The sequence below is a fragment of the Variovorax sp. LjRoot175 genome (assembly GCF_964253805.1).
GTDB lineage: Bacteria > Pseudomonadota > Gammaproteobacteria > Burkholderiales > Burkholderiaceae_C > Variovorax.
Genome location: NZ_CAXURY020000004.1, coordinates 274,663 through 300,811 on the forward strand (window position 1 = coordinate 274,663; position 26,149 = coordinate 300,811).

The following is a 26,149-nucleotide window of genomic DNA, read 5'->3' on the forward strand; positions in this document are numbered from 1 at the left end:
ATCGGCAAGAGCCCGTTCGTCCGTGACAGTAGTGCTGTACGGATTAAAACGGCAGGCAATCGACGTCCGAGGTAGATCACCAGTCGCGCCGAAGATGCCGAATCCCGACGTGAGTCGGCAAGAACAACGGTTGAGTCAGGATCCTCTATGCGTTTCGCCCACGCTGCCATCCCAGTATCTGCAGGTCCGAAATCAAGCCGGGCCGGCCGGATGATGCACCGGCGCGTTCGATCGCGATCGGTGGCGCAAGTCCTCGGAGGGTTTCTCGCGGTCCTGGGCTCCATGCTCTTCGCCGGCATCGCCGCGGCGCAGAGTAGCGGTACCGGCCAGCTGACTCAGCCTTACTTGGACGCGACCAAATCGTCGGACATGTCGACGCAGGCATTCACGGCGCTCCTGGGCACCTTCTTCACGAACCCCTTCGCGGCGATCGGTAGCGCGTCGACGCTGTTGGGATCCATGTTCCTGGTGTTCAACACGTTCATCCTGGTGGCGGGCACCATCTGGGCTACCTACGGAATCGGCGTGGCGATCGTCCAGACGGCTCACGAGGGCCAGCTGATGGGCAAAAAACTCTCCCAGGTGTGGCTGCCGATCCGGATGGTGACGGGCGTGGCCAGCCTGATTCCCGCCTTCGGCGGCTTCTCGCTCTCCCAGGCTGTCCTGGTGTTCGCGACCACGCTCGGAATTGGCGCTGCCAATCTTGGCTTCGATGCCATGGTGAACGGTACCAACAACATGACGACGCTCGTGTCGCCGTCGTTCGTCAGTCCCAAGGCTCAGGGCGGCGCATCGTTGGAAGAAGCTGCGTTCGCCGTTTTCCGCGCGCGCATCTGCATGAACGCCCAGAACGACTACGCGGCCGCCCAGGAGGCGAACGGGCTGGATATGACGGCTGAGCGAGTGACCGCGACCACACCGGGCGGGATCACGGGTGTCCAGTATGGCAAGCCCGATGCGCGCGACTTCTGCGGTGGCGTCAAGGTGACCGCCACAGTCAGTGACGGCAGCCGCTCGGGGAGTTCCGCGGTCGGCTACCGTGTTGCCTCGGTCGACTACGACGGAATCGCGCAGGCGATGCAGGCGCGGGCGACAGGGAACTTTGGCAACTACGTGAACCAGATCGCGACGCTGGCAGATCAGTGGTATCGCGACTACAAGACATATCAGACCACCGGTGGCGCGCGGCCTGTGGTGCCCGTCCTTCAACTGGAAGGCATCGCGACGACCTACTACACCGCGATCCAGCCTCAAGCAGGGGAAGCACAGCAGGGAGCCAAAGCACTCTCTTCCCAGGCGGTTGAGTCAATGAAGAAGTTCGGTTGGTTCGGCGCCGGCGCCTGGTACGCGACCCTTGCCGAGGTCAATGCTGCAGTTGCTCAGGCAGCTCAGTCGGTGAGCTTCGCGCCGATCCCCATGGGCATGAAGAACACCGACGGGGGATTTAACACGGCGCTGGAAGCCGTTCTCACGGGGCTCAACACGTCGAGCGCCGCGGCGTCATCCGATGCGTCCAACGCAAACTCTGCCGCCGGCGAGTCGTCCTGGCAGGGGCTGTGCCGGATTGTCGCTGGCGCTATCACGCCGCCCGGCTATCGCCCGACCGGCAACTGCAGCCTGGGGCAGACCTTCGCCATGGATCTGATCGATATGTCCACCGCGGGTGCTGGTGGCGCGACGTCGACGGCAAATGGCGGCATGAGCACCAACGGCGAGCTTCGGATGATCGATCCGATCATTGCCATGAAGAACATAGGGGACTACCTGATGGTCGCAGCCGAGTCCCTCTTCACCGTGTACTCGTACGTCAACGAGCTCACGGACAGCAGCACCGGCACCAACATCATCTCCAGCACGGTGATGAAGATCGGCGGGAGCACCATCGGCAAGGTCCTCGCCCCCCTCAAGGCGCTTGGTCCGCTGCTGCCCGCGATCGTGGGTGGCCTCTTCATCGTCGGCATGATCATGAGCCTGTGGATCCCGATGATTCCGTTCGTAAACTGGTGGGGCGGCCTGGTCCAATATCTGACGATCTTCTTCGAAGGCGTCGCAGCGGGCCCGATCTGGGCCTTCGTGCACTTGGATGCCAACGGGGAGGGGATGGGCCAGCGGACGGAGACCGGCTACTTGTTCATCATCAATATGCTCTTTCGCCCGTTCCTAATGCTGCTAGGGTTCGTCGCCGCGGCCGCGCTCATCATGGTCATGGGCAGCTTCCTTTTCTGGTTGTATCCCTCAGTGATGTCGAATGTGCAGGGCAACTCGATCACGGGCATTTTCTCGGTCATCGGGTTTCTGTTCATCTTCTGGATCCTGATGCATACGCTAGTTACCACCCTGAGCAACTTGTCGGTGATGTTGCCCGACCAGGCCTTGGCCTGGGCCGGCAAGGCGATCGGGGCGCAGCTCGGACGCGAGGCGGAACAGAACACCCGCGGCCAGTTCATGGCGTTCGGTCGGTTCGGGCAAAACGGTATGTCTGGTGCGATGGGGCCGAAGCGGGGAGCTGCGGCGGACGGCCCTCAGCTGCCACAGGTGGGATCAGTCGGTAAGAAACCACGAAGGCCGAAGCCGGAGCAGGAGTAGTTCATCCGAGGCGGTCTAGATGAACCTAGCGCGGAAACTGTTGCTTTCGGCATACTGACAAGTAATTGCTCTGAGCACCCGGTTCGGGGCGGCTACGCTTACAAGATAGAAGGACGATCACCGTGGCTGGAATGGATGACTTTTACGCAGATATGCACCGCGGGATCGAGCGAAACCGCAACGCGGCAGACCAAATCGAGACGGCGGCCAGGTATCAACAGGCAGTCAACCAGATAGCGGCCGAGCGCGACGAGATTCAGAAGGATTACGACACCCTCATTGGTCAGAATGCGGGCAACTTAGCACTTCGGTATTCGTATGCGGCCGAACTGGCAAAGTATGTGCCCGATCACCCCTTGGTCAGGGACGCCGCCTTGCGAGACCGTATCGTTCGCCACGCAAAAGACACGATCAGGGCGACCAACGGAAACTGGGACGCTGTCCGAGAACTTGGCGCGACGTTCACCATGCCCCGCCGTTCCTAATTTGCCGTTCTCAGATGCCCGACACCCTCCGAGCGTATCGCTTCCAGCTTCGCCCGCGCCCAGCGCAGGAGAAGCAGCTGGCCCGCTATGCAGGCATGCTGCGCTGGCTCTGGAATCGTGCGTTGGTAGAACAGCAGGCGAGGCGGGAACGCGGTGAGCCCTATGCCAACTACGTGGCCATGGCCAAGTGGCTCACGGCCTGGCGCAACGCCCCAGAAACGCGGTGGCTGGCCGAAGGCCCCGTGCATCCCCAGCAGCATGTCTTGAAGCGATTGGAAGCGGCGTTCCAGAGGTTCTTCGACAATGCGAGGGCGAGGAAGACGGGGAAGGCGCCCGGCTATCCCCGCTTCAAGAAGCGGGGCGATGAGTCGGGCATCCGGTTTCCGGACAACCAGAAATTCAAACTGGACGCGAGCAACGCTCGCATCCAGCTGCCCAAGCTCGGCTGGGTGCGCATGCGCATGAGTCGGCAAGTCGAGGGCGAGCTGCGCAATGCCAGCGTCACCCGTGAGGGGGAGCGCTGGTATGTGGCCATCCAGACGCTGCGGCCGGGCGTGCTGCCTGGTGCTGGCGTCGCGCCGACGCTCGGCATCGACCTTGGCGTCGCGAACTTTGCGGGCCTCTCGGATGGACGGCTGATCGCACCGCTCGCGGCCCTGGCCGCGCAGCAGCGGCGCCTGCGGCGCTATCAGCGCAGCGTCAGCCGCAAGGTGAAAGGCTCGTGCAATCGCAAGAAGGCGGCGGTCAAGCTGCGGAAACTGCACAGGCGTATCGCGCAGCAGCGCAACGACTGGCTGCACAAGCTCACGAGCGGCCTGGCGGCCGAACATCCCGTCATCGTGATCGAGGACCTTCATATCGCCGTGATGAGCGCCTCGGCGCGTGGCAACGCAACGCAGCCGGGCAGCAAGGTGCGCCAGAAGGCGGGTTTGAATCGCTCGATCCTCGACCAGGCCTGGGGCGAATTCGGGAGACAGCTCGACTTCAAGACGGCGGCCGCCGGCGGCGCTGTCGTCAAGGTCGCGCCCGCTTACACCAGCCGCACGTGCCGTATATGCGCCCACGAAGCGGCCGAGAACAGGAAGACGCAAAGCATCTTCGCCTGCGTGGCCTGCGGGCACGTTGAGCATGCCGACGTGCATGCGAGCAAGAACATTCTGGCCGCGGGGCACGCGGCCTGGGCTTCTTTGACGAAGCCCGATGCCTGTGGAGGGGTGGTCAGACGCGCAGCTTCCGCAAGGACGAAGCGCGCAGCCCCGGCGAAGCAGGAACCCTCCGAAGGAGTGGCATGTGCGTAAAGCGCAGTCTGCCTCAGCAGGAATCCTCGTCCTTCAAGGGCGGGGAGGATGTCAAGGGAAGCTTCCTTTTCTCGCATTGAACGGCAGGGCGAACAGACCTTCCCAGGCGGGTTTCATCGCCCTGATTCGGCATAAGTACCTGACGCTGGATGGCGAGGCCGGCCTGTCCATCGCCGAGGTTTGCGACTACCTTGGCTTCGAGGCATTCGCGCACAGCACAGGCAATTCGCCGCCCGACTCGAGCCGTCGTCCCAACCTTGCGGCGATGGCGCCGAATGACGCGATCGCGCGGGAGCATATCCAAGGCCTGCCCACCAAACTGGGCACGGCCACCGCGAGCGCCTAAGCGTCCTGGTTCGACCAGGCCGACCGCGTCAGCCGCGCGGCGCCGCCGCGGCTTCCTCGGGCTGCTGTTCCAGTTCGAGCTGCTCGAGTTGCGAGTGGCGCTCGATCTCGTAGCTCGCTATGACCGCCTCCTCTGCGGACAGATCTCCGGTGTGAAAGACCAGGTGGAAGGTCATCGGTGAGGTACCGGCCAGGTCGCGGATCGGCAGATAGACCATGGGGCTGTCGCCAATGCGGAAGTCCTGCAGGCCCGAGCGCACTCGTTGGACGAAGGCGTCGAGGCTCTCGCCCACGGCGGCCATCTCCGGAGCGTGCCGGTAAATCCGGGCGATGAATCGGCGGAACTCGGTCGAGTCGTCGTCCAGAAGTGTCGGCTTGTCCCGTCGCCCGAATCCGGCTTGCACCCGGACAGGTGTTGCCAGGAAGGCGAACTCCTCTTTGCTCATCTCGCTGACCGGCCGCGCCGACAGGAGCGCGAACCGGGCGTCCTTAGCCGCCTCGCGCTTGCCATCGGCCTGGCCAACGACCTTTCCTTGCGGATCGACGCAGTACCACACAGCGATCGCGCCTGACCTGCTCGAGCTCACCTTGAAGGCGTGCCCAACCAGGTCGGGATAGAAGTCAGTCGGTTGTTGGGAGTGATAGCGCAAGGCGATCTCTGCCGACGCCGCAGCATGGGCTTCGCTGGGCCCGGAGCCCAGGACGCGATAGCCATAGCGCTCGTAGATCTCGTCGGTCGCCATCACCAGAAACTGCTCTTCCGGATTGCGCAGGGACGTGGATCGTCCGCTTGCGCCCAGGTCAGCGCCTCGATCTCGGGGGAAGGCCTAAGGCGGCCGGGATGTGCGGCACTCCGAGCTCAGCGTCCCTGAGAGGTTGTCATGCGCAGATGGCCCTCTGTGGGGGATCGGCCGACTCAATACGTTCGTAACGGAAGTCGGGCGCGGATTTGCAAAATTGCATCGCCAACATCGATCGTATCCTTGCAACGCAAAGAATGACCATGTTTTAATCCGTGCACATTCTTTTGTAGCGACCTTCTTACGGGGAACAAAAAACGGATCAAAAATGCTCGCGAGACAGATGACACAGCCGCAAGGCCGTCCAGTCGCAGCCATGTTCTCCATGTTCTCGGGCCATCTCCGCTTCCGTCGTTCCCCCATCCACCCGCAGCCGATCGGCCTCCTTCCTCCTCAAGCAATGTTCATGACCGCACCTCGACGCGCCTCGGCGCGGGCAACGACCAGCGCACATCGCGCGATTCTTCTCGCACTCGTCCTGGCGGCCTCGACGGGAAGCGCGCTTGCTGGCTTCGTGGACAACCGGCCAGCGCCGGCCCCTGTCGCCCCCAAGGGCGCCGCCGCGGGGGAGGGTGCGGTGGCAACTCCGGTGGGAGGCGCCGTACCGGCGGCACCAGCAGCTGCGGTGGCGCAACCCTTCACCATCTCTCGAAGCGACAGGACGATTCGTGAGGCGCTGGTTAGCTGGTCCAAGCGTGCTGGCTGGACGCATGACGCCGAGCACTGGACCGTCCCCTTCGATCTGCCGGTTCTCTCCTCCGCCGATCTCGGCGTCGACTTCAAAGGCGCCGTCCGCGCGCTGCTGTCCAGCACGGACCTGACAAACATGCCCCTTCAGCCCTGCTTCTATTCGAACAAGGTGCTGCGCGTCGTTCCCAGGGCCGAGCTCTGCGATCGGATGAGCAACTGATTCGCGCGCGAAGCCGCCCATCCCGCACAACGATCGCTCAGGACTTACAGAACATGATCTCCATTCGCCTCACACTTCTTCCTTTGGCTGTCGCCGTCCTTGCAGGCTGCGCGTATCAGAAGAGCGTTCAGGTCGACGCCGGCGTGGCCGACAAGGACATTGCCGCCAAGCGCAATCCTTTGGTTGACCAGATCCGTGATTCAGAGCGTGTGCGAATCGCTGCCCAGGACGTGCAGCGTCCCTTCATCGCTGGCAATCAGGAGCCCCTTGCGCGCGAGATCAAGATGCCTGCGGCGCTGCGCCGCTCGGTGCCGATCACGGCCAATTTCCAGCGCGGCTCGGTCGACCTGCAGACCGCGCTGAACCAGGTCGCCGAGGCCTCAGGCCTGATCATCACGGCAACGCCTGATGCGCTGCTCCCGCCCAGCATGTTCGCGCCAAAGATGGCCGCCAAGGATGCGCCGATCCTCGGTCCGTCGCGTGTGCAGCTCCAGGCGTCGAACGTGCCCTTGTGGCAGTTGCTCGACGACATCGCTCGCCAGGCCGACGTCTCCTGGCGTCCGGTGACCACCGGAGCCGAGTTCTATCGAGTCGAGACCAAGATCTTCCATCTCGCAGCCATTCCGCAGGTGGCGACCACGTCCGCGACGCTCGGTCGCAACGGTGGCTCGAACAATGTGTTCGAGTCGCAGAGCAAGACCGGCTTCACGACCAAGGATCAAAACCTGATCACGGGCATGAAGGACACGATCGACGCGCTGCTCAGCGCCAGCGGCAAGGCCGTGATCAGCCAGGAAAGCCAGACCCTCGTGGTCACCGATACCGCGCCGGCGCTCGTGCGCGTCGGGAAGTACGTCGAGGACCAGAACAAGCTGATGTCGCGTCGCGTGCGGGTCCTGATCGAGTCCATCGAAGTGACCACGAAGGATGACAACGACTACGGGATGGACTGGAACCTGATCTACAAGGCGGCGAACAGCGCGATCTCGGTCACCTCGCCGGCATCCCTTGTCGCATCCCAGGTCGGGACCACCGGCTGGGCCCGCACGACCGGTTCACTCACGGGAAGTGACGCGGTGGTCCAAGCTCTGAACGAGGTCGGCACCGTGGTGAACCGTCGCTCGTTCCCTTTCACGACCACTTCGGGCCGCCCTGTGACCCAGGCCATCCGCACGACCTTCAACTACGTCGACCAGGTGCAGGCGACGGCCGTGAGCTCGTCGATCATCAGCACGAGCGCCCAGGCGCCGACGGTGACCCAAAAGGAAGAGACGGTGGGCACGTTCGTGACCCTCGTGCCGACAGCCAAGGCTGACGGAACGATCTTCCTGTCGGTGAGCTTCGACGTGACGAGTGCGCAGCCGCTGAAGGCCTTCACCGTGGGCTCGGGCGATTCCGCTGTGACCGTTCAGCAGAAGACCATCGACGGCCAGGGCGTGATTCAGGAAGTGCCGGTGCGCTCGGGCCAGACCGTCGTCATCGGCGGCATCGAATCCAACTCCAACTCGGTCACGAGCCGCCGCCTCGGCGCAAACCTGCCGCTGATCATGGGTGGCTCTGATCAAGGCCGCCACACCAAGAGCCGGATGGTTCTGCTCGTGACAGCGATCGCGGAGGAAGGCATCTGAACGCATGTGAGCGCGACGTTTGTCGCCGCCTCGCCTGACTGACCAGACCTCCAGCGAACCAGGAATCCTCTGTGGACTTTTTCAAGAAGAAGACGAGATCGAATCAGGACAGCGGCCGTGCACCGCTGGTGGTTGCGGTTGACGAAAACGAACCGAAGGCGATCGCCTTCGGTGTGAGCTGGCGCGCGGTCGCGTCCCGTTCTTCCGGTCGTCAGGACGCAATCAAGATCGCGCGCGGGGGTGGTGCGACCCACCTGATCTCCACGCTGCAACAGTTCGGCTACGGCTTGGTGCCGGCGAGCGCTGCGCCGGAAGGAACCACGGTTTTCGCAGCAGCTCGCGTCGCCGCGCGCCAGCACGGCGGCGATGCGATCTACGCTCTCAAGCTCTTCTCCGACAGCAACGAATACTGGTTCGCAGTGATCCGGGGCGGACAGCCGTCCTCGATCGATCGCATCATCATGTCCGACAACGACATGGAGCTGATCGAGGCTGCTCGGCAGGAGATCGAGAACGGCGTTGAAGACAACGTCGCCTACACGATCTTCACGAACCTTGAAGATCACGACCTGAGCGATAAGGCCCGCAGCCTGACTGCCGCCGATCTCCTGCTCGCCGCGACAGGGGAGGAGGACGTACTCCAGCCGCTGCCCAAGAAGAGTGGGCAGATCCCGACGCCGGTGATCGCAGTCGTCGGCGTGGCCGTCCTGGTCGCCTTCGGCAACAAGGGTTCGAGCCTCTACAAAGAGAAGGAACGCCAACGCCTTGCGCGCCTCAGCCAGAGCGCAGAGGAGCCGCCTGAGCAAGCCTGGGCGCGCGCTACCAAGGCATGGGCCGATGCGCACCGTGCCGCCGATCCGCAAGGGCTCGCCGCCGTGCGGGTGTCGCTCGGCTCCGTGCCGCTGGTTTGGGGCGGATGGGACCTGCAGAGCGCCACCTGCAATGCAGCTCCGCCGGTGGTGCCGCAGCCCGGCGCGGCTGCCCAGGGGGATCAGCGCTGGGGTTGCGCTGCGACCTACACCCGGAGCCAGGTCGGTCACCTGAATCGCGAGATGAAGGAGAACATTCCCGCTGGCTGGACGGTGCAGTACCGGGGCCTGGACACCATCGTCGCGAGTTGGAACGCCTCGCAGGCGTCGCAACCCTTCAAGTACGAGGCGCTGCGCTCGATCGAGACCCACATGGTGGAGACGGTCAGCCGCCTACAAAGGCTTCAACCCGCTTTCGGCCAGGTCGGCGACCTGACGTTCGTGCCGGTCGAGATCACGCCGCCTCGCAAGGGCGATGGCACCGCGGTGCCCATGGTTCCATCGGTGCCCCAGTTGCGCGCCGCCACGTTCACGTTGAAGGCCCCGCTACGGAGCGTCGACGCCCTCATCGATGCGGGTGTCGAGGCGGACTGGCAACAGATCAGCATGTACTTCAAGCGGGCTGACGGCGAGAAGGTGGATCTCAAGTCCTCTGCTTTGACCGCGGACATCAAGGCCGTGATCTACGCCAATGCGCGGTGACCAGAATGACCGTCGAACCGTCCCTCCGAGCCTACCGTTTTCAGCTTCGCCCTCGCCCGGCGCAAGAGAAACAGTTGGCCGGCTATGTTGGCATGCTGCGCTGGATCTGGAACCGAGCTTTGAGCGAGCAACAGGCCAGGTGCGAACGCGGCGAGCCCTACGCGAACTACGTGGCCATGGCCAAGTGGCTAACGGCTTGGCGCACGGCGTCGTCGCAGACCCAGTGGTTGGCCCAAGGCCCCGTGCATCCCCAGCAACAGGTTCTGAAACGCCTCGACACGGCATTCCAGAGGTTCTTCGCCAATGTCAAGGCGGGGAAGAAACCTGGCTACCCGCGATTCAAGAAGCGGGGAGACGAGCCAGGCATCCGATTTCCTGACAACAAGCGATTCAAGCTGGATGCGAGCAACGCTCGCATCCAGCTGCCCAAGCTTGGCTGGGTGCGCATGCGCATGAGCCGAGCGATCGAGGGCGATCTGCGCAACGCCACCGTCATCCGAGAAGGGCACCGCTGGTTTGTAGCGATCCAAACGCTGCAGCCTGGCGTCCTACCGAAGGGCGGCGTCGCACCGACTCTCGGGATCGACCTGGGCGTCGCGACTTTCGCGGGCCTGTCGGACGGACGCCTCATCGCACCGCTCGCGGCGATGAAGACGCAGCAACGACGGCTTCGGCGCTATCAGCGAAACGTGAGCCGAAAGACGAAGGGTTCGTGCAACAGAAAGAAAGCCGTCGAAAAGCTGCGCGCGCTGCACAAGCGCATTGCGCAGCAGCGCAGTGACTGGCTGCACAAGCTCACGAGCGGCCTGGCAGCCGAGCATCCCATCATCGCGATCGAGGACCTGCGAGTCGCGGCAATGAGCGCCTCGGCGCGCGGCAGCGCCGCGCGGACCGGCAACAAGGTGCGCCAGAAGGCGGGATTGAATCGTTCGATTCTGGATCAGGCTTGGGGCGAGTTCGCGCGCCAACTCGAGTACAAGCTCGCTGCCGTGGGCGGCGCTGTCGTACGGGTCGATCCGGCATACACGAGCCGCACGTGCCGAGTCTGCGGGCATGAGGCGGCCGACAACCGGAAGACGCAAAGCGTTTTCGCCTGCGTGGTCTGCGGCCATGCGGAGCATGCCGACGTGCATGCGAGTAAGAACATTCTGGCCGCGGGGCACGCGGCCTGGACCTCGGACGCAAGTCCCCGATCCTATGCCTGTGGAGGGGTGGTCAGACGCGCGGCGTTCGCAAGGACAAAACGCGCAGCCCCTGCGAAGCAGGAACCCACCGAGGGAGTGGCCCGTGCGTAACGCCCAGCCCACCTCAGCAGGAATCCTCGACCTTATAGGCCGGGGAGGATGCCAACTACGCCAAGCAGTGATCAGCCCCCGACCTCAATCTCTCAAAGGCACCTCTTCCATGCAAATCCTTCGTCTTCGTCACGTTGCAGCGCTGGCCGCAACCGCGCTCGCCGGCCTGGCGCTTACTCACGTCGCACATGCTGCCGATGGCCCCGCCGCGCTGGACAAGGCGCCGCAGACCCCAGCGATGCGCGACAGCGTGATCACCGTGGATTCGCTGATCACGAGTGAGAACCGGTTGGCACTCGCTCATTCCAAAGAGCAGTCAATCGCTGCTGGCCTGACCCAGCCGGCGCCGAAAGCAGCGGCGCCGGCGGGACCACCGCCGGGCAGCATCAGCGTCGTATCGATCTATGGCATCGAGAACGATTTGCGGGCGAACATCAACTTCAACGGCGAATCGTATGAGCGAGTGCGCGCCGGCGCTCGGCTTGGAAGCTGTGTGATCACCGCGATCAACGGCCGCTCGGTTGTTCTGAAAGCCGCCCGCAAGGGCGTACCAGCCGCAGCATGCCCCAGCGGCAAGTGGACCGGAGTCACCCCGGTTCCCACCGGCGAACAGATGGCAGATAGGGTTAGGGCCACTTTGGGCGCTATGCCGTCGCCCGCCCTCCCGACGCCCTTCAGCTCGGTCGGTAGCCCGACCTTGCCCCTGCAAGCCAGCGCTCGTGGTCCGGCCCCACTGAGGGTGAACCAGCCGACAGTGCAGCTCATTCCGGGCGGACCGCTGGCGCCTGGCCAGACCTCCATCCCCTTGATCCCCCGCCAGCTCGAGCCGGTGCTGGACGAACGTCTGCAAACGCCCCCCGCTACCAACTGACCAGGATCGGACCCACATCAGATGTTCGGACTCGGCAAATCGAAGCAAAAGGCTGCGCCAGCAGCGCGTACCGTCGCGGGCACCCGGTCGGTGGCAAAGCCGGCGCCGGCCGGCGGCGCTCCTCGTCGCATCGCTACGCCTGGACAGCCGGCGGGTCCTGCGGCCGTGACGGAAGGTCCTGACGTCGCCAACTGGGGTGGCGTTCGCTTCAGCCGCACGCCAATCGCCATGGCAGACGACCTGGCGAAGATCGTTTTCGAGAAGGTCGTGAACGAGGAGGTGAAGCTCGCGCCTCACCTGTACGCCTCCATCGCGGTCGCCAAGGTGCGCGCCACGGACAAGATCGTCATGCTCTTCGTCGACAAGGAAAAGGCGAAACGCGAGGAGGTCGAGGCGGTTGTCCAGCAGCTCGCCAAGCGCGACTACCGCCTGACCGAGACCCCCGTGCAGGGGCACTTCGCCAGCTCAGGCCTGGTGATGGCACTGTCGCAGGGCGACATCACGCAGTCGAGCCTCCAGTTCGAGCGCGACGTATCGCGCGATCCAACGAAGAACGCGCTCATGTCCGCGTTCACCGACGTTGTGTCCTGGGCCTACGCGAACAAGGCGGACGACATCGACTTCGCCGTGGACCGCGAAGCCGCGAAGAGCCAGATTTGCTTCAAGATCGGCGGCCGGTACATTCGCCCGGAACGGTTCCTACTGCCGACTGACACGGTGATCGCCATGCTCGGCATTGCTTGGCAGAAGTCGGGCGGCGGCGCGTCGCCGCAGTTCGACATGAAGGTCGAGCAGCAGGCCCTGGTGAAGATCAATCTGCCGCGCAGCCCAGCCATCCCCGACGGCGCCCGCGTGCGCCTGCGCTGGAGCGGCATGGCCATCGACAAGGGTGTTGTGGTCACCACCCGGATTCAGCGCCTGGGCGAGTCGGCTGCGATCCGCTCTCTGGACGCCGCCGGCTACCTGGACAGCCAGCTGGACATCATCCGCCGAGTGATCAACTCCGAAGGCGGAATGGTCGTGCTCGCCGGCGTGGTGGGCTCGGGCAAGTCGACATCCCTGGTGCAGATGATCAACATGCTGCCCACGGACATCAAGATCCAGTCGTTCGAAGATCCCGTCGAATTGGAGCTGAAGAACGCCTACCAGAAGACCATCACGCGCGATCTGGCGCAGGCAGGCGACGACAAGTCCTTCCTGTCGGCCACGCGGGCTCTGTATCGCTCGGCGCTCGACGCGCTCTATCTCGGTGAGATCCGTGACCGCGAGACGGGCCTGGTTGCCCGCCAAGTGGTCGAGTCGGGCCACAGCGTCTATACGACGACCCACGCCCGCTCCAGCCTCGGTATCGCCGAGCGTTTCGCGTCGCCGGCGATCGCAATCAACCGCGAGGTACTGGCCACGCCGGGCATCCTGAAGCTGTTGGTCTACCAAGCCCTCCTGCCCACGAATTGCCCGCATTGCGCGCTGTCACCGAATGACTATGCGCACGCCTTCACGCTCAATGCAGAGAAGCTCGAGGAACACAACCGCTACTTCGATCGGTTGGAGCGCCTCTACCACATCTCCCGCGACGTGTATCGCCTGCGCAGCTCGCGCGGCTGCAAGTTCTGCATCAAGGAAGAACTGCCCGAACTGAACGGCTTCTCCGGCCGCACGGTGGTCAGCGAACTGGTCGAGCCCGACGAGCAGATGCTCGAATACATCGGAGCGGCCGATGGCGCGCTGAAGCTCTACAAGTACTGGCGCTCGATGGCATCGGACAGGTTCGACGACCCCAACCTGGTGGGCAAGAACACGATGGAGTGCGCGATCTACAAGGGAGTCCGGGGCACCACCGAGGACGGAAAGTCCGTCGGCTTGATCGACCCTCGCGAGATCGAGCCGCGATTCATGAGCTTCGAGACGGTGGAAGGCCGGCGCGACCATGAACGAGCTGTCGCCGCGCGCCGTAACACGAGCCATATCTCCGTGCCGGAGAACTACGTCGCAGATTCGCCTTCGGCTGCTTCGCTCCTGCGTGCGCCCTCGGCCGCTGTGGTCCCGCTTCACACTGCCGCGGCCGTAAGGGAGGGTGCGTAAATGACCGTCAAGGTTCCGTTCGGTATTCGCCAGGCGGCGGCGAAGTTCGGGCGCCAGCGCGCGGACTACTACACCTACATCGCCGACAAGCTCGAGGGTGGAAAGGGTGACATCAAGCTCCTCGGCATCTTCGAGAAGGATGCCGATCGCTACGGCTCGACTGCGCGCGCAAAGCTCTCCACCTATTGGGCCGAGCAGTACTCGACCAACGGGGCAAACCTGTCGGCCGCATGGCGCGGGACGCTCCCGGACGACGAGGTCGCGATTATCGACGTGGCCCAGGACGCCGGAGCAGGGGCTCTGCTGGCCGCGTTGCGCGACGTCTCGCGCATCGCGCGGCTCTCGGACCAGGTGCGCAATGAGTCCGTGGGGACGCTGGCCGCCGCCGCCGTGGGCCTGACGATTGCAATCGGGATGCTGACGATCTTCCCGTGGTTCTCAGCACACAAGCTGCAGGAGATCTATTCGTTCATCCCGCTGGATCAGTGGGGCCCCAAGGGCACGTTCTTCAACAACTGGGCTGCCAACGTCCAGGGCTATGGGCTGTACCTGGTCCTGCTGCTCGTCATCGCGATCGTGACGATCCACTGGACGGTGAACAACCTGACCGGCCAGGTGCGCGATTGGCTCGATGAGCACGTGGCGCTCTACAGGGTGGTGCGCGATGTCAAGGGCGCTCTCTTTCTGGCCACGATGGCGACGCTGACCCGCAAACGGGGCAACACGATGTTCACGTTGAGTGAGTCGCTCAGCACCTTCGCGCGCTCCGTTCGATCGCCCTGGCTGCGTTGGCGCGTCGAGCAGATCGCCGAGGGTGTTGACGCTACGGGTGCAGTTGGTACCGAGGCGTTCCGGACGAATTTGCTCTCGATGGAGATGTACTACTTCCTGCAGGACATGCAGGAGGCACGAGGCTTCTCCGAGGGCTTCGAGGAGACAGGCCGCTACGTCGAAAAAACGATGCTGGAGAAGATCCTGAAGCGCATGGCCATCTATCGCTGGGTGCTGCTGATCTCCGCCGTCTGCATCGTGATCGGCGTGATGGCGACTCAGTTCGGCGTCATCTACGAGATGAAAGGCGTCATGTCTGCCTACTACAGCACGAAGTGACCGCGTCATACATCGTCTTTTAGGCGGCGAAGGCAAGCGTGAATTTCTCATGGCGACCTAGCGCAATGAGTCCCTGCTTCTACATACTAGTTTTCACATGCCCGACATCCTTCGAGCTTATCGCTTCCAGCTCCGCCCGCGCAAAGCGCAGGAGCGGCTTCTTGCCCGCTACACGGGCATGATGCGCTGGCTCTGGAACCGCTCGCTTGCCGAACAGGAGGCTCGTCGCGAGCGCGGCGAAAAGCACGCACGATACGTCAGCATGTGCGCTTGGCTCACGGAGTGGCGTAACGCGCCAGAGACGTCATGGCTGAGCGAAGGCCCCGCGCACGCACAGCAGCAGGTGCTGAAGCGACTAGATGCGGCATTTCAGGCGTTCTTCGCGAACGTGAAGGCGGGAAAAAACCCGGGCTACCCCCGCTTTAAGAAGCGAGGCGAGGAGCCTGGCATTCGCTTCCCGGAACGCAAGCAATTCAAGCTGGACGAGCTCAATGGCCGCATCCATCTTCCAAAGCTTGGCTGGGTGCGAATGCGCAATAGCCGGCAGATCGCAGGCGAGGTGCGCAATGCGACCGTCACCTGCGAGGGTGACCGCTGGTATGTGGCGATTCAGACGCTGCAGCCTGGGGTGTTGAAGGAGACTGGGGTCGCACCGACGCTCGGCATTGATCTGGGCGTCACGAACTTTGCCGGGTTGTCGGATGGACGACTCATCGAGCCGCTCGGTGCGATGAAGGCGCAGCAGCGACGTCTGCGACGCTACCAGCGCAGCGTTAGCAGGAAGGTCAAGGGCTCGAATAACCGCGAGAAGGCGGTCGTAAAGCTGCGAGTGCTGCACAACCGCATCGCGCAGCAGCGCAACGACTGGCTTCATAAGCTCACGAGCGGGCTGGCGGCGAAGCATTCGGTGGTCGCGATCGAGGACCTGCGCGTGGCTGCGATGTGCGCCTCGGCGCGCGGGAGCGCGCAGAGGCCGGGCACGAATGTCCGTCAGAAAGCCGGCCTCAATAGGGGCATCCTTGATGCTGCTTGGGGCGAGTTCAGGCGCCAGCTCGAATACAAGCTTGTTGCCAATGGCGGTGCGCTTGTCGCGGTGAACCCGGCCTACACCAGCCGCACGTGCGCTGCTTGCGGCCACGAAGCGGCGGAGAACAGGAAGAGCCAGGCGCTCTTCGCCTGCGCGGCCTGCGGCCACACAGACCATGCGGACATCAATGCCGCAAAGAACATTCTGGCCGCGGGGCACGCGGTCTGGGCTTCTTCATCGAAGCCCGATGCCTGTGGAGGGGTGGTCAGACGCGCGGCGTTCGCAAGGACGAAGCACGCAGCCCCGGCGAAGCAGGAACCCACCGAAGAGGCAGGCGGTGCGTAACGCGCAGCGCGCCTCAGCAGGAATCCTCGTCCTTCAAGGGCGGGGAGGATTTCAATACAGCACCAAGTAGCCGTTCTGCTCGACCTCGACCAGAACAAACCCAATCCAAACCCGATTCCAACCTGAAGGAACCATCCGAAATGCAAACTCGCACCAACCGCACCGTTTCCCTGAAGAAGGCCAAGGGATTCACCCTGGTGGAGCTGATCGTTGTGATTGCCATCGGCGCGCTGCTTGCGCTGTTCGCGGTGCCCTACGCCCGCGGCGTGATCATCAACGGCAAGGTCGAGCCCACGGCGAACGACATCAACAAGACCGTGACGTCCATCCGTGGCAACTTCGCCGGCCAGGGCGTCACCCCCTACAACAACCTGGGCGTCGGCGCCGCCGCCACCGCGATCTTCGCGAACACCGCGCGCGGCCTTTCGTCGGCGCTGACCGTAGCTGGCAATGGCGCAGCTGCCACCGTGCAACACGATCTTGGCGAGACAGGGTCGCAGATCACCGTCGCGGCCGCCACGATCACCACGCCTGGCGACTCTTTCACTGTCACCCTGCCGACCGTGAACAACGCGGCCTGCCCCGGCCTGGCCGCGCAGTTGTCGCGCGTTGCAGAAGTGATCTCGATCAACGGCGCGGCAGCGAAGGCCGTCGGCGGCACCTACAACGGCGGAATCGCGCAGAACGCGTGCACGGAAGGTGACACGAACACCTTCATCTTCACGTTCCGCTGATCTGCTTGGCCGGGCTCCCCGGAGCCTGGCGCGGCGGCGGAAGCCGACCAGTCCTGCCCAACCCTCTCTCGAACCATGACCCATCGCACTTCGCCGCTGACCGGGCGTGCGCGCCGCGCGCAGCAGGGCTTCACCCTCGTCGAGCTGATTGTCGCGATCAGCATCGCCGCGATCCTCTCGATCTATGCCCAGGCCCAACTCGCGAAGCTTTCCGAAGAGCAGATCGGGGTGTCCGCAGGGAGCTATCTCAAGCAGGTTGCCGGTGCCGCCGAGCAGTACGCGCTCAGCCATTTCGACGATCTGGGCAACGGCGTCGACATTCCTGGCGTGGCAAACGACATCGCTCCCACCATCGCGGAGCTGGTGACGGATCAGAAGCTGCCGAGCGGGTTCCCCACTACGGCCGGCGCGATGCCGACACGTCAGAGCCTGCGCATCGATGTCGAGAAGACAAACTGTCCTGGTGCCGGCTGCAACATCGTCACACGGGTCTGCACGACGACCGGCGTGACGCTTGGCGGCCCGAACGTTCGCTACGACCTGGCACAGGTGATGGTCGACCAGCAGGGTGGTACGGGCGGGCAGTCCTCGTACACGACCCCCGCCGTGATTCGAGGCCCCTCGCTGAACGTGGCGAACCCGAACGGGGCGGTGCCGGGCACGGTCTGCGCCAGCGCCACTCTCAATACTGCGATGTTCCAGCAGTTCGTGCGGGTCCGCGATACCCGCAATCCCGACCTGCGGGGTGACCTGAGTGCGGTGGGCAACCTCGCAATCACGGGGCAGTCCACCCTGACTGGCAACGTCGCTGCGGCCGGAAATGTCAGTGTGGCCGGCAGCGGCGGGTTTGGGGGCGCAGATCCGGTGGCCGTGCCCGCGGGTCTGACGGGCGTCAACACGTCGGATATGGTCGCCAGCGGAAACATTGTGGCCACCGACCTCGGCGCTGGATTCACTGGCAATAACGGCAATTTCGTGGCGATGACCACAAACAGTGGTGGTGAGGCGGCCGTCGTGACCTCAGGCCGTATGTCGGGCCGGCGCCTGATTCCGACCGGCAGCTACACGAAGGGGACAGCGTGTGTCGAAGCCGGCGCGCTGGGCCTGTCGGCAACGGAGGCTTCCGGGTCGCTCGTGGTGTGTTCGTCCGGGCGATGGACGCCGCTCACCACGGCAGCCGTCGATGGCGGCGCGTGTGCACTGGAGGGTCAGGGCGCATCCGATCCCGATGGCCTCACCCTCTACTGCACTGGCGGACGTTGGACTTCGATGAAGCAGTATCTCGCGCCGGCGGTCGACAACACGGCGTGCACGACCCCTGGTCAGGTCGGCTTCTCGGCACTGATTGCCGGCTTCAAGAAGGCGATGCTATGCCGCGTGAACCCGCAGGGCGGTGGTGCGGTGTGGAAGCGGATGGAGGACATCACGACGAACCTGGTATTTGTTCGGTCGGTTGAAGTAGTCGACACGCAAAACGTCCCTAAGCCGACCTGCGCGAATCCGGGGAACCCGACCGCGACTCCGATTATTCAGCTCATCCCGAAGACCGAATCCACGAGCGACGGTGGCCTGGCCCGCTTCGCCAATGATCTGGGAGCCGTCTGGCAAGTGAGGCTGCTGACGGGAGCATCTGGGCCGATGCCGGCCGGATCGGCCGCAATCGCGCACGTGTTCTGCTACTTCCCCTGAAAGGCCACACAAAAATGACCGTAGGTTTCCTAAAGTTGTGGTCAATTTCTCCCTGTGAGGCCCCCCAGATTTACTAAAAAAATGAGTTGTGGTCATTTTTGACTAAGAGAACTGGGTTGTGCTCGTTCCGCCAAGGAAAGGGTCGTCCGCTCAAGCAAAACCAAGTCGGAGTTGGCTCCGGGGCAACACGCGTGGAACGCTCGGACTGCCATAAATTAAAAGCGGGCCTCAGGTAACCAAGCGCCTGCTGTGATGCCGTAGCTACTTCGCGAACCAGGTCAGGCCCATCATTGCTAAGACGCTCGCTAATGCTGGGTCGCTCCGTGGGAGCAACAACAAGCAAGCAACAAGGGGCCATCGTGGTGGCGCTAATGACCTATGTCCTGATACCCCGGGTCACGCGCCGCGCCCGGCTGGCTGTACCGCTGACGACTCGGCGCGCCGACGGCAGCATTCGGGACGATGCTCAGCTCAGAACGTCGACTTGCGTGTTGAAGACGTAGCCGGCACCACGCTCCGACTGCCGTTCCTTCTATTCGCCGAGCCGTATCGCTCTGCGCCAATGGCCCGGCGGCATGCCAACGTGGCGGGTGAAAACGCGCGTGAAGTGGCTCTGGTCCGCGAACCCGCAATCGGCCGCGATCTCCGCCAATGGCCGTTCTAAGTCCCTGAGCAGCGCGCGCGCGCGCTCCAGCCGTTGCGCGATCAGCCATTGGTGGGGTGTCTGGCCGGTAGTTTCGCGAAAGGCATGGATGAAATAGCTTCGCGACAGGTGGCAGGCGTCGGCGATGTCGAGGATGGAGATGCTGCCGTCGATCCTGCTGCGCAGCAGCTCCTTCGCCCGCGCCTCTTGCGAGCGCGAAAGAATCCGCTGCTTCCTGGGCTCTGTCCGCACGGCTTGGCCATAGTTCTCGACGAGATGGGTTTCGACGGCGGCGCACACCTGATCGACAAAAAGCATGCTGGTTTCGCCCAGACGTTCGAGCGCCGGGGCCAGCGCGCACGCAAGATGGGAGAGCACCTTGTCGCTAACGCCTGTGACAGGGTCGAGGCCGCCGACTTGCCTGCCCGCCTTTTCTTTGATGGTGCGCTTAAGGACATGATGCGGTATCTCGAGGAGCACGAAATCGAACGGGCTCTTCATGTCCGCTCGATAGCTGTCGGAGAAATCGCGGATGTAGATCGAACCTTCGGCGAAGTCATGGCATGACGCATGGTGCGCATGCAGGATCCGCCGCCGGTGGCCGTCGCGCATCGAGATGCCGAGCAGCATGCCGCGTCCGGTCGCTTCAGTCGCCACGTGATCGATCTGCGCGCAGTCGGAGGTTTTGCGGTAGATCTTGACCCCGTTTGCACTGAGCCCCTGGTTCTTTTGAAGTTGGCTGGACACGCAGCCCAGCGTGTCCTTCGCCGCGGGCGAGAGAACACGGCAGGCAAGTGGATCCTCGAGTGGCTGAAGGGCGTTACTCTTCTTCATGGGGAGGCTGCTTTCGGCGCGCATGGGGATTGTCGGGGCAGGAGCCACGGTTATCGGGATCCGGGGAGTACGGCATCTTCATCGGCGCCGACGGCCACCTGCTCGGGCTCACCGTTGGCACCGGCTCCCCCAAGATCACGGCAATGCTGCATCCGCAGCGCCCGGAGCGTTTCGTCGACGCGGCCATCGGTGCAATCGTGCGGGGCCTGCACGCTGGCGCCAGATGAAGGAAAGGGAAGGCCTGCATCAGTCCCACTGCGGTGCAAGGCCTTCGGGGCTGGTGAGCCGCTCGCCGCGGTATCGAGCGCGGCGATCTGCGCCATCTCGGCATCGCCCAGCTTCAGGCGCTGCGCCTCGAGGTTGCTCGCGAGGTTGGCGCGCTTCGTCGACGACGGGATGACCGCGTAGCCGAGTTGCATCGCCCAGGCCAGCACCACCTGTGCCGGCGTGGCTTTGCGCGCGGCGGCGATCGCCACGATCACCGGATCCTTCAACACCTTGCCGTAGGCGAGCGTCATGTATGAGCTGATCGCGATGCCCTGGCTTCTTGCGAAGTCGGCCACCTTGCGGTTCTGGAGGTAGGGGTGCAGCTCGATCTGGTTGGTCGCGATCGCTCCGGCGCCGGCGGCTGCGATCGCCTCCTTCATCAGCGCGACGGTGAAGTTCGACACGCCGATCTGCCGGGTCAGGCCTTGCGCCTTCGCTTCGGCGAGCGCGCCCATGAGTTCGGCGACCGGCACCGCATCGCCCGGCGAGGGCCAGTGGATCAGCGTGAGATCGACGTGAGGGGTGCGCAGCTTCGCCAGGCTCTCCTCCAGGCTGGGAATGAGCTTGTCGCGCGCGTAGTTCGCCGTCCAGATCTTGGTGGTGATGAAGAGCGCATCGCGCGGCACGCCGCTTTCGGCGATGGCCTGGCCGACCTCGGCCTCGTTGCCATAGATCTGCGCGGTGTCGATGAGGCGGTATCCGAGGTCGAGCGCGTTCTTGACGGAGTCGATGACGGTTTGGCCCTTGAGGCGGAAAGTGCCGAGGCCGAAAAGCGGAATGTTGTGCGTAGTCATGTGAAGGTCCTAGCCAGTGAGTTGTTCAGTGGCCGATCGGAATGGGCCCGTCGGCGCGTACGGGGATGCCGCTGCGCCGGTCCAGCACGCCGCTCCACTGCGTGAGTGCCAGCGAGACCAGCACCACGAGCGCACCGATCCACGGCGTGTGCATCAGGCCCAGGTGCGTGACGATCAGGCCGCCAGCCCAGGCCGCACCGGCGATGCCGAGGTTGAAGGCCGCGATGTTGAGGCCCGAGGCCACGTCCACCGCCTGCGGCGTGAAGCGTTCGGCCTGCTTCACCACATAGACCTGCAGGCCCGGCACGTTGCCGAAGGCGACCGCGCCCCAGGCGAGCACCGTGGTGAGCGCGAGCCACTTGTGCGGCGCGGCGAAATTGAAGACCAGCAGCACGGCGGCCAGCAGCGCGAAGATGATCCTGAGCGCGGGAATAGGGCCCATGCGGTCGGCCAGCTTGCCGCCCCAGATGTTGCCGGCCGCGACGGAGAGGCCATAGACCAGCATGACCCAGCCCACGGCGCCGGCGCTGAAGCCGGACACCTCGGTGAGGATCGGCGCGAGGAAGGTGAACGGAATGAACGAGCCGCCGTAGCCGATCGCCGTCTTGGCGTAGACCAGCAGCAGCCGCGGCTCGGCCAGCACCTTGGCCTGCTGCGCGAGCGAAGCGGGCGGCGTGTGGCGGATGCTGGCGGGCACGAAGAGCCAGCTGCCGACGAAGGCGACCACGCCCAGCGCCGATACGGCGAGGAAGGTCTCGCGCCAGCCGAAGTGCTGGCCGATGAAGGTGCCGATCGGCACGCCGGTCACCAGCGCAACCGTGAGGCCGGTGAACATGATGGCGATCGCGCTCGCCGCCTTTTCCTTCGGCACCAGGCCGGTGGCGATGGTCGAGCCGATCGAGAAGAACACGCCATGCGCGAGGCCGGTGAGCACGCGCGCGGCGACCAGCGTTTCATAGCTCGGCGCCTGCCACGCCAGCAGGTTGCCGGCGGTGAAGAGCGCCATGAGGCCGAGCAGCAGCGCCTTGCGCGGCACCTTGCCCGTGAGGGCGGTGAGCACCGGCGCGCCGACGGCGACGCCGACCGCGTAGAGGCTGACCAGCAGGCCGGCCGAGGGCAGGCCGATGCCGAGGTCGGCCGCGACGGTGGGGAGCAGGCCGACGATCACGAATTCGGTCGTGCCGATGGCAAAGGCGCTGAGCGTCAGCGCCAGGAGGGCGATGGGCATGTGGGAGGTTTCCTGTTGAGGCAGGGCTCGAGTGTGAGTCAGCTCTTCTTGCAGAAACAGCGCATAGTCATCACTACACTATTGAATCGAAATCAAGAATGCCATGAAGACCACCCTCGAGGAACTGCAAGCCTTCGTTGCTGTCGTCCATGCCGGCTCCATCACGGCCGCGGCGGAGCAACTGGAGCAGACCGTCTCGGGCGTGAGCCGTGCGCTCGGCCGGCTCGAGAAGAAACTCGAGACCACGCTGCTGCGCCGCACGACGCGCCGCATCGAGCTCACGGAAGAGGGCGCTGCATTCCTCGCGCATGCGCGCGCGATCCTCGCGTCGATCGACAACGCCGAGGAGCAGATGGCCGCGCGCCGCCAGCAGCCCGCGGGCCAGTTGCGGGTGAACGCCGCCACGCCGTTCATGCTGCACGTCATCGTGCCGCTGGTGCCGGAGTTCCGGCGCAGCTATCCCCTCATCACGCTGGAGCTGGACACCGACGAGCTCAACATCGACCTGCTGGAGCGCCGCACCGATGTCGCCATCCGCATCGGCGAGCTGCGCGATTCGACGCTTCATGCGCGCCCGCTCGGCACCAGCCGCATGCGCGTGCTCGCCAGCCCCGGCTACCTGGAAAAGCATGGCCGGCCCCGCAGCGTGGTGGCGCTGGCCAAGCACACGCTGCTGGGCTTCACGCAGCCGGATTCGCTCAACCGCTGGCCGCTACGCGGGGAGCATGGCGACGAGTGGCAGATCGCACCGAGCATCAGGGCGTCGAGCGGCGAGACGCTCAGGCAGCTGGCACTCGAGGGTGCAGGCGTTGTGTGCCTCTCCGACTTCATGACCGCCGGCGACCGCAAGCGCGGCGACCTGATGCAATTGCTCGTGAACGACACCGCGGACGTGCGCCAGGGGATCAATGCGGTGTACTACCGAAATACGAAGCTGGCGGCGCGCATCGCGTGCTTTCTGGACTTTCTGGCTGCGCGTGTATGAGGGCCGGAGTCAGCGCGACCGCGGCGACCGATGGCATGCGCCTCAGCGCGTTGCCATGCCGCTCTTGCGGGGTTGCCAGCCCCGCATTGCATACTTCCCGCACATTTCAACCGCCCTTCGCTCCGACTGCTGGCTCGGCCGACGGCTGGAATCTCAGTCCGGACTCAGTGTTGTCCAGTCACTCGTAAGCACGTCGCGCTGGGGTTCCGAACTCGGTGTTGCGCGAATGCACTACGAGCTTCCGCATCTGCTCGTGCTGGCACCGCTTCCGACCGAAGATGCGTTCCTGCTCAGCGTGGAGATCACCGCGGGCGGCACCCGGCGCATTGTCAGAGATGGCAGATCGTTCCAGTTGGGTCTGCAGCAGGAGGGCTCCTTCCACATCGCGGATCTGTCGCAGCGCGCCTCGGCGTATATCTGCGGCCCCTTCCACTGGATGTTCTTTCACCTGCCGCGCGCAACGCTCGATTCATTCGTAGGCCTTCCTGATGGAGCACCTCGCAGCCGATGTATCGCTGGCCGATGTCGCGCGCGAATGCACGCTGTCACGCAGCCACTTCAGTAAGGCCTTCAAGCAGACCACCGGGCAGACGCCGCATGCGTGGTTAGTGGGCCAGCGCGTCGAGGCGGCGCAGCGCCTGCTGCGCAACCCCGAACTGTCCATTGCGCAGGTGGCCTCGGCTTGCGGCTTTGCCGACCAGAGCCACCTGACGCGGGTGTTCTCGGCGCGCACCGGCACATCGCCGGCACGCTGGCGCCGCAGCCGAGCCGATTGATCCACCCGCCGCGCCGCGGCGTCAGGAGATCCAGCCGGACCGTGGAAGCAGCGCGGGCACCAGCGGGCGGTTCAGCTGCTTCACCCACCATTGCAGCGCCTGGCCCTTGGCGCCTGTCCTCCAGGCGAGCCAGAAAGCCTCGGGCGCGCGGGGCTCTTCCGTGGCGAGTTCCACCAGTGTGCCGCGCGCCAGTTCGCCCTGGATGCAAGCGCGAGGCAGAAAGCCGTGTCCCAGGCCGGCCATCTGGCAGGCGATTTTCGCGGCCATCGACGGCACCGCGATGCGCTGTTGGCCGGAGAGCAGTCCCACCGTGCGGTCGGACAGGGTGCGCGCGCTATCACTCACCACGATCGCGTTGTGCTCCAGCAAGTCGCCGCGGTGCAGCGGGCGGTCGAGCCGGGTCAGCGGATGCGTCGGGGCGACGCAGAACGCGAACTCGAGGCTGCCTACCATGACGCACTGGTAGCCACCGCCGGCAGGTCCTTCGCCCGCGGCGATGACCACGTCGGCTCGCCCCTCGCGCAGTGCCTCCCAGCTTCCGGTGAGCGCCTCGCAGAAGATGCGCAGCCGCGTGCCGCAGCGAAGGTCCTCGAAGGCTCGCACGTCGTCGATGAGCGCCTGCGTCGGGATCAGCGAGTCGTGCACCAGCCGCAATTCCGATTCGAAGCCGGTGGCGATCTGCCGCATGCGCGATTCCAGATCGCTGGCGGCGCCGAGCAGCCAGCGTCCCTCCTTGAGCATTTCCTCGCCGGCCGCGGTGAGGGTCACGCGCGGCCCGTTGCGCTCGAACAGCAGCATGCCCAGTTGCTCCTCCAGCTTGCCCACGGCGTACGAGATCGTGGAGGGCACCTTGTTCAGGCGCGCGGCGGCGGCGGCGAAGGAGCCGTGGCGCGCGATGGCGTCCACGACCTCGATGGCTTCCAGGCTGAGCTTCAGCACGCGATACCTCGAAAGCTGATGATCGAAAACTTCGATCATAGACTGCGAAAAGGTTCGCCATCCGGTGTCGCGAAAAGAAAGAAGATTCAGCCATGGCTCGGGATCTCGCTTCGAAGCCATCATGAATCCCATCGAATCACCGAACCAGAAAGGAATGAATCATGTTGGAAGTTCGCAGTGCCAACGACCGGGGAAACGCAGATTTCGGCTGGCTGAAGTCTCGCCACACCTTTTCCTTCGGCCACTACCGCGATTCCGCGCAAGAGGGCTTTTCGGACCTGCTGGTGATCAACGACGACCGCGTGCATCCCGGCCGCGGCTTCGGCACCCACCCGCACCGCGACATGGAAATCTTCTCGTACGTGCTCGACGGCGCGCTCGAACACAAGGACTCGATGGGCACGGGCTCCGTGATCCGCCCGGGTGATGTGCAGATGATGAGCGCGGGCACCGGCGTGCGGCACAGCGAGTTCAACGCGTCGTCCACCGAAGCGCTGCACTTCCTGCAGATCTGGATCGTGCCGAATGCAAAGGGCGTCGCGCCCCGCTACCAGCAAGTGCACTTCGCCACCGAAGAAAAGCGCGGGCGCCTGCGGCTGATCATTTCGCCCGAAGGTACCGAGGGCTCGCTCGCCGTGCACCAGGACGCCCGCGTCTACGCCGGCCTGTTCGACGGCGAAGAGGCCGCGTCGCTGAAGCTCGGAGCCAAGCGCCACGCCTACGTGCACGTGGCGCGCGGCAGCGTCGAAGTCAACGGACAGCGCCTGACCGCGGGCGACGGTGCGCGCGTGCGCAACGAACAGCGCCTCGACCTGGCGCGCGGCGACGGTGCCGAGGTGCTGGTATTCGACCTGCGCCCGAACGAACTGCCCTCGTTTTGAATCATGCGCCGCCGACGCAGGCGGCAAATGTCCAAACGACCTCAAAAATCGACAAGACGTGCATCTGCCCCGAAGCGAAGATACAC

General features: G+C 64.4%; 21 protein-coding genes and 1 pseudogene. 17 read left to right on the plus strand and 5 right to left on the minus strand.

What is annotated here, in order from left to right; genetic code table 11:
- Positions 1-282: 282 nt before the first annotated feature.
- From ACSQ89_RS42445 to ACSQ89_RS42460, 4 genes are all read left to right on the plus strand, one after another.
- Entirely contained in the window at positions 283-2,586 is a 2,304-nt protein-coding gene (locus tag ACSQ89_RS42445) for a DotA/TraY family protein (RefSeq protein WP_436298151.1), read from the plus strand.
- A gap of 131 nt (positions 2,587-2,717) precedes the next feature.
- Entirely contained in the window at positions 2,718-3,071 is a 354-nt protein-coding gene (locus ACSQ89_RS42450; protein WP_436298152.1) for a hypothetical protein, read from the plus strand.
- Positions 3,072-3,085: 14 nt separating this feature from the next.
- Positions 3,086-4,369 carry an RNA-guided endonuclease InsQ/TnpB family protein gene (locus tag ACSQ89_RS42455; protein ID WP_436298153.1) on the plus strand — a complete coding sequence of 428 codons (1,284 nt, stop codon included), beginning with the start codon at positions 3,086-3,088 and terminating at the stop codon, positions 4,367-4,369.
- Entirely contained in the window at positions 4,362-4,715 is a 354-nt protein-coding gene (locus ACSQ89_RS42460; protein WP_436298154.1) for a hypothetical protein, read from the plus strand. Before ACSQ89_RS42455 ends, ACSQ89_RS42460 begins: the two co-directional genes overlap by 8 nt.
- 28 nt (positions 4,716-4,743) lie before the next feature.
- On the opposite strand, the gene ACSQ89_RS42465 is transcribed toward ACSQ89_RS42460, so the two are convergent.
- Positions 4,744-5,457, minus strand: coding sequence for a hypothetical protein (locus tag ACSQ89_RS42465; protein ID WP_436298155.1), 714 nt, complete (start codon positions 5,455-5,457; stop codon positions 4,744-4,746).
- Between the two features lie 373 nt (positions 5,458-5,830).
- Between ACSQ89_RS42465 and ACSQ89_RS42470 the strand changes: the two genes are divergently transcribed.
- The 10 genes from ACSQ89_RS42470 (at position 5,831) to ACSQ89_RS42515 (ending at position 18,716) form a co-directional block, all read left to right on the plus strand.
- Positions 5,831-6,424: a TcpQ domain-containing protein gene (locus ACSQ89_RS42470; protein ID WP_436298156.1), complete on the plus strand. Its 594-nt coding sequence runs from the start codon at positions 5,831-5,833 to the stop codon at positions 6,422-6,424.
- A 53-nt stretch (positions 6,425-6,477) separates the two neighbouring features.
- Positions 6,478-8,052, plus strand: a complete 1,575-nt coding sequence (locus ACSQ89_RS42475; protein WP_436298158.1) for a type II secretion system protein GspD — start codon at positions 6,478-6,480, stop codon at positions 8,050-8,052.
- A 173-nt stretch (positions 8,053-8,225) separates the two neighbouring features.
- Positions 8,226-9,563: a hypothetical protein gene (locus ACSQ89_RS42480; protein ID WP_436298159.1), complete on the plus strand. Its 1,338-nt coding sequence runs from the start codon at positions 8,226-8,228 to the stop codon at positions 9,561-9,563.
- Between the two features lie 5 nt (positions 9,564-9,568).
- Complete coding sequence (locus ACSQ89_RS42485; protein WP_436298160.1) at positions 9,569-10,858, plus strand: RNA-guided endonuclease InsQ/TnpB family protein; 1,290 nt, start codon at positions 9,569-9,571, stop codon at positions 10,856-10,858.
- 109 nt (positions 10,859-10,967) lie between these two features.
- Complete coding sequence (locus ACSQ89_RS42490) at positions 10,968-11,729, plus strand: hypothetical protein (RefSeq protein ID WP_436298161.1); 762 nt, start codon at positions 10,968-10,970, stop codon at positions 11,727-11,729.
- A 228-nt stretch (positions 11,730-11,957) separates the two neighbouring features.
- On the plus strand, positions 11,958-13,811 hold the full coding sequence (locus tag ACSQ89_RS42495; RefSeq protein WP_436298162.1) for an ATPase, T2SS/T4P/T4SS family: 1,854 nt from the start codon (positions 11,958-11,960) through the stop codon (positions 13,809-13,811).
- Positions 13,812-14,921 (plus strand): hypothetical protein, encoded by a 1,110-nt coding sequence (locus tag ACSQ89_RS42500; protein ID WP_436298163.1) that lies wholly within the window; start codon positions 13,812-13,814, stop codon positions 14,919-14,921.
- Between the two features lie 97 nt (positions 14,922-15,018).
- On the plus strand, positions 15,019-16,293 hold the full coding sequence (locus ACSQ89_RS42505) for an RNA-guided endonuclease InsQ/TnpB family protein (RefSeq protein ID WP_436298164.1): 1,275 nt from the start codon (positions 15,019-15,021) through the stop codon (positions 16,291-16,293).
- A gap of 140 nt (positions 16,294-16,433) precedes the next feature.
- Entirely contained in the window at positions 16,434-17,027 is a 594-nt protein-coding gene (locus ACSQ89_RS42510) for a type 4 pilus major pilin (protein WP_436298165.1), read from the plus strand.
- Between the two features lie 75 nt (positions 17,028-17,102).
- Positions 17,103-18,716, plus strand: coding sequence for a type II secretion system protein (locus tag ACSQ89_RS42515; protein WP_436298166.1), 1,614 nt, complete (start codon positions 17,103-17,105; stop codon positions 18,714-18,716).
- A gap of 532 nt (positions 18,717-19,248) precedes the next feature.
- On the opposite strand, the gene ACSQ89_RS42520 is transcribed toward ACSQ89_RS42515, so the two are convergent.
- The 3 genes and pseudogenes from ACSQ89_RS42520 to ACSQ89_RS42530 form a co-directional block, all read right to left on the minus strand.
- Positions 19,249-20,193, minus strand: a complete 945-nt coding sequence (locus ACSQ89_RS42520; protein ID WP_436298167.1) for a helix-turn-helix transcriptional regulator — start codon at positions 20,191-20,193, stop codon at positions 19,249-19,251.
- Positions 20,194-20,439: 246 nt separating this feature from the next.
- A pseudogene (gene dkgB, locus ACSQ89_RS42525) lies at positions 20,440-21,254 on the minus strand (2,5-didehydrogluconate reductase DkgB).
- Positions 21,255-21,279: 25 nt separating this feature from the next.
- Positions 21,280-22,482, minus strand: a complete 1,203-nt coding sequence (locus ACSQ89_RS42530; RefSeq protein WP_436298168.1) for an MFS transporter — start codon at positions 22,480-22,482, stop codon at positions 21,280-21,282.
- Positions 22,483-22,585: 103 nt separating this feature from the next.
- On the opposite strand from ACSQ89_RS42530, the gene ACSQ89_RS42535 reads away from it, so the two are divergent.
- A complete protein-coding gene (locus ACSQ89_RS42535) occupies positions 22,586-23,467 on the plus strand; it encodes a LysR substrate-binding domain-containing protein (protein ID WP_436298169.1) in 882 nt (293 codons plus the stop codon).
- 488 nt (positions 23,468-23,955) lie between these two features.
- Positions 23,956-24,243: an AraC family transcriptional regulator gene (locus tag ACSQ89_RS42540; RefSeq protein ID WP_436298170.1), complete on the plus strand. Its 288-nt coding sequence runs from the start codon at positions 23,956-23,958 to the stop codon at positions 24,241-24,243.
- A 21-nt stretch (positions 24,244-24,264) separates the two neighbouring features.
- Here ACSQ89_RS42540 and ACSQ89_RS42545 read toward each other — a convergent pair whose 3' ends face one another.
- A complete protein-coding gene (locus tag ACSQ89_RS42545) occupies positions 24,265-25,182 on the minus strand; it encodes a LysR family transcriptional regulator (RefSeq protein WP_436298233.1) in 918 nt (305 codons plus the stop codon).
- 161 nt (positions 25,183-25,343) lie between these two features.
- On the opposite strand from ACSQ89_RS42545, the gene ACSQ89_RS42550 reads away from it, so the two are divergent.
- Positions 25,344-26,063 carry a pirin family protein gene (locus ACSQ89_RS42550; protein WP_436298171.1) on the plus strand — a complete coding sequence of 240 codons (720 nt, stop codon included), beginning with the start codon at positions 25,344-25,346 and terminating at the stop codon, positions 26,061-26,063.
- Positions 26,064-26,149 lie beyond the last annotated feature (86 nt).

Coding starts and splice junctions, on each gene's coding strand:
- ACSQ89_RS42470 (WP_436298156.1), top strand. CDS start 5,831: ATGTTCTCCATGTTCTCGGGCCATCTCCGCTTCCGTCGTTCCCCCATC.
- ACSQ89_RS42540 (WP_436298170.1), top strand. CDS start 23,956: ATGGAGCACCTCGCAGCCGATGTATCGCTGGCCGATGTCGCGCGCGAA.
- ACSQ89_RS42535 (WP_436298169.1), top strand. CDS start 22,586: ATGAAGACCACCCTCGAGGAACTGCAAGCCTTCGTTGCTGTCGTCCAT.
- ACSQ89_RS42465 (WP_436298155.1), bottom strand. CDS start 5,457: ATGGCGACCGACGAGATCTACGAGCGCTATGGCTATCGCGTCCTGGGC.
- ACSQ89_RS42495 (WP_436298162.1), top strand. CDS start 11,958: ATGGCAGACGACCTGGCGAAGATCGTTTTCGAGAAGGTCGTGAACGAG.
- ACSQ89_RS42490 (WP_436298161.1), top strand. CDS start 10,968: ATGCAAATCCTTCGTCTTCGTCACGTTGCAGCGCTGGCCGCAACCGCG.
- ACSQ89_RS42510 (WP_436298165.1), top strand. CDS start 16,434: ATGCAAACTCGCACCAACCGCACCGTTTCCCTGAAGAAGGCCAAGGGA.
- ACSQ89_RS42520 (WP_436298167.1), bottom strand. CDS start 20,193: ATGAAGAAGAGTAACGCCCTTCAGCCACTCGAGGATCCACTTGCCTGC.
- ACSQ89_RS42530 (WP_436298168.1), bottom strand. CDS start 22,482: ATGCCCATCGCCCTCCTGGCGCTGACGCTCAGCGCCTTTGCCATCGGC.
- ACSQ89_RS42505 (WP_436298164.1), top strand. CDS start 15,019: ATGCCCGACATCCTTCGAGCTTATCGCTTCCAGCTCCGCCCGCGCAAA.
- ACSQ89_RS42485 (WP_436298160.1), top strand. CDS start 9,569: ATGACCGTCGAACCGTCCCTCCGAGCCTACCGTTTTCAGCTTCGCCCT.
- ACSQ89_RS42550 (WP_436298171.1), top strand. CDS start 25,344: ATGTTGGAAGTTCGCAGTGCCAACGACCGGGGAAACGCAGATTTCGGC.
- ACSQ89_RS42455 (WP_436298153.1), top strand. CDS start 3,086: ATGCCCGACACCCTCCGAGCGTATCGCTTCCAGCTTCGCCCGCGCCCA.
- ACSQ89_RS42515 (WP_436298166.1), top strand. CDS start 17,103: ATGACCCATCGCACTTCGCCGCTGACCGGGCGTGCGCGCCGCGCGCAG.
- ACSQ89_RS42500 (WP_436298163.1), top strand. CDS start 13,812: ATGACCGTCAAGGTTCCGTTCGGTATTCGCCAGGCGGCGGCGAAGTTC.
- ACSQ89_RS42450 (WP_436298152.1), top strand. CDS start 2,718: ATGGATGACTTTTACGCAGATATGCACCGCGGGATCGAGCGAAACCGC.
- ACSQ89_RS42445 (WP_436298151.1), top strand. CDS start 283: ATGCTCTTCGCCGGCATCGCCGCGGCGCAGAGTAGCGGTACCGGCCAG.
- ACSQ89_RS42475 (WP_436298158.1), top strand. CDS start 6,478: ATGATCTCCATTCGCCTCACACTTCTTCCTTTGGCTGTCGCCGTCCTT.